Origin of the sequence: Methyloceanibacter sp. (genome assembly GCF_049590335.1) — a bacterium.
Taxonomy (GTDB): domain Bacteria; phylum Pseudomonadota; class Alphaproteobacteria; order Rhizobiales; family Methyloligellaceae; genus Methyloceanibacter.
Genome location: NZ_JBAWCQ010000050.1, coordinates 1 through 3688 on the forward strand (window position 1 = coordinate 1; position 3688 = coordinate 3688).

At 61.3% G+C, this 3688-nt stretch carries 3 protein-coding genes and 2 pseudogenes; 2 read left to right on the plus strand and 3 right to left on the minus strand.

Annotated features, from left to right (window positions below; translation table 11 throughout):
• Both WBQ77_RS03350 and WBQ77_RS03355 read left to right on the plus strand, forming a co-directional pair.
• Positions 1-215, plus strand: a pseudogene (locus WBQ77_RS03350) (hypothetical protein); the annotation flags it as partial.
• A 23-nt stretch (positions 216-238) separates the two neighbouring features.
• Positions 239-1228 (plus strand): PQQ-dependent catabolism-associated beta-propeller protein, encoded by a 990-nt coding sequence (locus WBQ77_RS03355; RefSeq protein ID WP_424058927.1) that lies wholly within the window; start codon positions 239-241, stop codon positions 1226-1228.
• A 193-nt stretch (positions 1229-1421) separates the two neighbouring features.
• Here the strand turns inward: WBQ77_RS03355 and WBQ77_RS03360 are convergent, their stop codons facing one another.
• From WBQ77_RS03360 to WBQ77_RS03370, 3 genes and pseudogenes are all read right to left on the minus strand, one after another.
• Positions 1422-2354: a LysR family transcriptional regulator gene (locus WBQ77_RS03360; RefSeq protein ID WP_424058929.1), complete on the minus strand. Its 933-nt coding sequence runs from the start codon at positions 2352-2354 to the stop codon at positions 1422-1424.
• 90 nt (positions 2355-2444) lie between these two features.
• Positions 2445-2909, minus strand: coding sequence for a c-type cytochrome (locus tag WBQ77_RS03365; protein ID WP_424042482.1), 465 nt, complete (start codon positions 2907-2909; stop codon positions 2445-2447).
• 124 nt (positions 2910-3033) lie between these two features.
• Positions 3034-3688: pseudogene (locus WBQ77_RS03370) on the minus strand (hypothetical protein); the annotation flags it as partial.

Genomic DNA, 3688 nt, shown 5'->3' on the forward strand with positions numbered 1-3688 from the left:
AGGACTACATGCTGTCTGATCAGTTCCGGCTCGAGGCCTTCAAGGGGCAGGCTCTGAGCTTCCGGCCATGGGATCACCAGATGCGTCAGCCCATCATTCTTGGCGGCGGCACGCGTGTGCCTGTCACCACATCGCCACAGGAAGGCTTCCTGCATCCCAAATACGTTACCGACACACTCGGTTTCGACGAACCCGAATCAAAGTGCAAATTCTAACGAGCTTACGCAAAGGGTACCCCATGACACGCATTGGCCTTGCTACTGTTTGCGCGACCGCGCTCCTTCTCGGCTCCGCCCAGCTGGCTCACGCGGAAACGATCTTCGTCTCCAATGAAAAAGACAACACCATTACCGTCATCGATGGAGACACGCTGGAGGTCATTAAGACTGTCAAGACGGCGCGCCGTCCGCGCGGCATCATCCTGGGCCCCGACTACAAGGAGCTGTTTGTGGCGGCGGGCGACGGAGACATTATCGACGTGATTGATACCAACACACTGGAGATCACGCGGCAGCTGGAAAGCGGTCCCGATCCCGAGCTGATGGATGTCGATCCCGATGGGAAGATAATCTACATCGCCAACGAAGACGACAGCATGGTCACCATCATGGAGGTTGCGAGCGGAGACGTGCTGGCCGAGGTGCCGGTGGGCGTCGAGCCCGAAGGCATGGCTGTGAGCCCCGACAATAAGTACACCGCGGCTACGTCCGAGAGCACGAGCATGGCGCATATCATCGAGAATGCATCCCAGCAGCTTGTGGCCAATGTTTTGGTCGACTCTCGTCCGCGCGAGGCCAAGTGGACCAAGGACGGCAAGGAGCTGTGGGTCGCGTCGGAGGTGGGTGGTACCGTCTCCGTGATCGATCCGACGACCTGGGAGATCACCAAAAAGATCACCTTTGAAGTGCCGGGCGTGCGCCCCGAGCAGCTTCAGCCGGTCGGCATGGACTTCGTCAAGGACGGCGCTTTCATCATGGTGCCGCTTGGCCCTTCCAATCGTGTGGCCGTCATCGACACCGACAAGAAGGAAGTCGTGGACTACATCCTGGTCGGCCAGCGTCCCTGGCACGGCGAGCCGAGCGCCGACGGAAAACGCTACTATGTGGCCAACGGCCTCACGAACGACATGACCATCATCGACCTGGAGTCGATGAAGGCGACCAAGTCAGTGCCTGTGGGGCGTCTCCCCTGGGGCGTTGCCGTGATGCCCGGCAAGCCCGGCGCGTAGATCGCGCCGGGCTTGCACGCGAAGCGGGCGGCCGTACCATGGTTTGGGGCGGCCGTTTTCGTTGCGGCGGCAACTCGCGCACAGCGGAAGCGTTCCGCAAAAAAAAGCAAACATGGATGAGGCGAGGGAGCGTCGACCCGCGCCGGCGGGCGGCAAGGGGGACTGCTTTCTCAAAGGCTATGAGCTTACGGCGCTAGGTGCCCAAAGTTTCCTCGGGCGTCTTCGTCGACGCGATTCCCTCCAAGACCGGCACAAGCTGCTTGGCCTCCGCTACGAGAGCATTGATCAGCGGTGTCAGCGGGTTGCGGTGAGGCACGACGAGCCCGATCGAGTGTGTCACCACGGGATCGACGATCGGGATGGTGCGCACATTCTTGCTCACGCCTAACACGTCCGCCAGCCTCGCCGGCATGACGCTGTTCCATTTTCCCGTGTGGACATGGGCAATCAGAACGATGACAGAGTCCGATTCCAGCCTCGGGACGAGATCCACTCCTGCCTCACGCAGCTGCGCATCAATAATCCGACGATTCTGCATGTCGGGGGTCAGGAGGCAGAGCGGCATGTGGCCCACCTCCTGCCAGGTGACGGATTCGCGATCCGCCAGCGGGCCGTCGGTGGATGCGAGTAGGCGGTAGTACTCGGTGTAGAGCGGGAGGGACTGCACGCGGCCCAAGGGCTCGTTGTCCAAATAGGTCAGGCCGGCGTCGATCTCCAGATTCTCCAGCATACTCAAGACCTCGATCGATGTGCGGGAGAGAAGGGTGAAACGCACGTCCGGATGATGCGCCTGGTAGGGGGTGGTCAGCAGGGCCACGATGGGCAGGGCGGTCGGGATCGCCGCGATCCGCAAATGTCCCGCAAGGCCGTACTTGAGTGCGTCGACTTCCTGCCGCATGGCCCGCATGTCGGACACAATTCGCCGAGCCCAGTCCAAAACGCGTTCGCCCTCGGGCGTGAATCCGCGGAAACGCGACCCGCGCTCGACCAGAAGCACTCCGAGCGTGTCCTCAAGCTGCTTGATCCCAGCCGAGAACGTCGGCTGGCTTACGCCGCAGCTTTCTGCAGCGTGCCCAAAATGGCGCTCTCTGGAGAGCGTGATGAGAAATTCGAGCTTGTCGATCATGCGGTGCCGGAGGCCCGGACCCAGTTCTTGTTTCGCAGCCTGTTCAGATAGTGGGGCCCGCGCGCCGTCACAGCAACCTTTGAAGTGACCTCACCTATTTCTTCTTTTTTCCGCGCGGAAGGTCTTGTGGCAGGCCTTGCAGGCGTCGATCACGCCCTTGAATTTAGCCTTCCACTCGGGCGCTTCCCCTTCCAGCGCCATCTTCAGAGTAGCGGCCGCCGTTTCCAGTCCTTCAGCATCCGCCGTGAACTTGTCCCACTGCATCCAGATTTCCGGCTTGGCTTCGCTCGGATGGCCTGTGGTTCCCTCCGGGAAGAGCTCGGGGATCTTCGCGGCAGTGGTCTCGATCTCTTGCGCCGCGGTGCTCGCCTTCGCCGCATCAAATGGCACTTTGCCCTTGGCCATGGCTCCGATGACCTTCATGGCCTCCTTCTGAGTTTTCATGAGGTCCATGCGCTCCTTGACCACGCCCGTCGCACCCTGATGGGCGGAAAGAGCAAGCGGTGCAAAGAGCAGGGCGCAAACTGCAACGAGCTGAGCCAGCTTTGACATCATGGTGCGCTCCCTAGAATTTATGACGTCTTGGCTGGATTTACGGCGGCCACGCAGGTCTGCGTGGCTTCACCCGAGCCCGTCTCCCCAGAAGTCCCGCCAACCAGAATAGGAAAGATCGGGGCCCTCAGGAAGGCAGCAACACGTCACGCCTGTGTGATCGGGCCAGCCTCAGCAGTCGCCTAGGGTCTTCTGCCAGCCGACCGTGAAGGTGTAGTCGGTCTCCATCTGTGGACCATTGAGCCGCTGGAAGAAGGTCCGCCGCAACGCGGTGACCGCACGTCACGCCTTTTTGGCCGATGAGGTTGACGCCGAGCAGAAGATCCGCCCGGTCTCCCCCATAGAAGTCTGGATTGGCGGTTTGCAGCGGACCAGAGATATCGAGATCCATGCCGTTGATATCGCCGAGGCTTTGATAGGCGAACCGAAGCGAGCTGCTGATCCAAGGCGCCCATTCATAGGCGGCCCAGCCCGTTGCCTGGTGCAGATTGCCCAGGCGGTAGCCCTCGGCGTTCTCGTCCTCCAGGCGGAAATTGCCCCGGTATTGTGCCCCGAAAGACAGATTGCCGGTGCGGGTCGTGTAGATGAGTCCCGGCACGAAATCCCATGTGCCCGAGCCAAGCTGCATGGCATAGGGCAGGCGCACGATCGGCGCGCCTCCCATCGGCGTCAGGATCCGGCCCCGCTCGGTGATGGATCCGGTCGGCGCGCTGAGACCCAAGAGCAGGTTCAAGTGCTGCTCGCTGTCTTCAGTCTTGGAGTCGTACAGCCCAACGATGCCA